Here is a 1,610-nt window from a genome sequence, read left to right on the forward strand (position 1 = left end):
CCCGCCGGCACGCTCGTGTTCCGCGGCTGCTGCCGCACGCTGTGCCTGAACCCGGCGCACCTGCGCCGCGCGCGCAGCAAGGCCGAGATCGGCCAGCACCAGCGGCGCGCCGGATCGCGCAGAGGCACAGCCGTCGAGTCGCGGCGCGCCAACATCATCAAGGCCTGGGAGGTCACCGGCATCGTGCCGACCAAGCCAGAGGTGGTGCGCGCGATCCGCAACACCCCGCCGTCCGTCACCGGCCAAGCGCTGGCCAAGCAGTTCGGCCTGTCGCAGACGACCGTCAGCCGCATTCGGCGCGGGCAGAGCCACAAGGGGGTCGCATGAGGCGCGATCGGTTCGACATCGGCCCGGCGCTCGGGCTGCTCGCGTTGGTGCTGCCGTGGATCGTCATCCCGGGCGTGGTGTGGCTCGTGGCCAGGTGCGCGACGTGATCGAGCTGCAGCTCCCGTTTCCGCCGAGCGTGAACTCGATGTGGCGCACGCCGCGCAGCGGTCCGCTGGCTGGCCGCACGATGCTGAGCGAGGACGGCAGCCGTTGGGCGCTGTCTGCCGAGCTGGCCGGGGAGGTGGGCGGCTTCGTGCGGGTGGAGGTCAGGCCATGCCACGCTTGAGCGTCGACCAGTGGGCGGCAGCCCGGACGCGGTGGGAGGCCGATCCTGCGCTGACGTTCGGTGCGCTGGCCGGCTCGTTGGGTGTGAGCCATGCCGCTGTTGGACAACGGGCGCGCAAGGATGGCTGGCAGCGAACGCCTGACTTGCGCAGCATCGCAGATCGAGCGCAGCTCAAAGCTGATGTGCGTGAGCGGGCGAAACTTTCGCCGCATCTTTCAGACGAAAGCACAAAAACGGCGACCCGCGAGCTGGCCGAGGACATCCGCGCCGACGTGATCGAGCGGCATCGCGCCGACTGGGCCGAGCATCGCACGTGCTTCAAGATTGGCGACATTGCCGCCGACTTCGAAACCGGCAAGAGCGCCAAGATCAGCGCGGAGATGCTGGCCATCCGGCAGAAGGGCGAGCGCGCCGCATACGGGCTGGACGATGGAGCCACCAGCCAGGCGCCGGCCGAACCGGAGTGGGCTGTGCTGATCGGGCAGAGGGTGAGCGTGCAGGCGTGAGCCAGTCGCTGCTCCATCCCGGCCAAGTGCGCGTGCTGCAGCATGCGCGGAGGTTTAACACGGTGGCCTGCGGCCGGCGCTGGGGCAAGACCACGCTCGGGCTGATGCTGGCCTGGTCGGGGCGCAAGACGGCGCTGCGCACGGGCTTCGATGTGGCCTGGGTGGCGCCGAGCTACAAGCTGATGGACGAGGCCTGGCGCATGGCCAAGCGGCTGTATCGGCCCTTCATCGTGCGCACCGATGCCAACCTGCATCGGATGGAGCTTTCCACCGGCGCCGCGATGGACTTCTGGACGCTCGAGGACGAGGACGCTGGCCGCGGGCGTAAGTACGGGCTGATGGTTGTCGACGAGGCGGCGATGGCGCGCCACCTGGAATCCGCCTGGAACGCGGCACTGTCACCCACCCTGACCGACTACGCCGGCGGCGCCTGGTTCTTCAGCACGCCCAAGGGGCGCAACCACTTCTGGACGCTGTCGCAAGAGCCCGAC

The 1,610-nt window shown here is 69.4% G+C and carries 3 protein-coding genes and 1 pseudogene; all 4 read left to right on the plus strand.

All coding sequences use genetic code 11. The annotated features are described in order from the left end of the window. On the plus strand, window positions 1-327 hold a 327-nt coding region (locus tag CAPSK01_RS19705), incomplete at its 5' end, for a hypothetical protein (protein ID WP_034930835.1). 103 nt (window positions 328-430) lie between these two features. Next, window positions 431-613, plus strand: coding sequence for a hypothetical protein (locus CAPSK01_RS19710; RefSeq protein ID WP_273704146.1), 183 nt, complete (start codon window positions 431-433; stop codon window positions 611-613). Continuing rightward, on the plus strand, window positions 610-1,119 hold the full coding sequence (locus CAPSK01_RS19715) for a hypothetical protein (protein ID WP_273704147.1): 510 nt from the start codon (window positions 610-612) through the stop codon (window positions 1,117-1,119). Before CAPSK01_RS19710 ends, CAPSK01_RS19715 begins: the two co-directional genes overlap by 4 nt. Then, window positions 1,116-1,610: pseudogene (locus CAPSK01_RS19720) on the plus strand (hypothetical protein); the annotation flags it as partial. The gene CAPSK01_RS19715 and the pseudogene CAPSK01_RS19720, both read left to right, overlap by 4 nt.

Source organism: Candidatus Accumulibacter vicinus, from assembly GCF_000584955.1.
GTDB classification, from domain to species: domain Bacteria; phylum Pseudomonadota; class Gammaproteobacteria; order Burkholderiales; family Rhodocyclaceae; genus Accumulibacter; species Accumulibacter vicinus.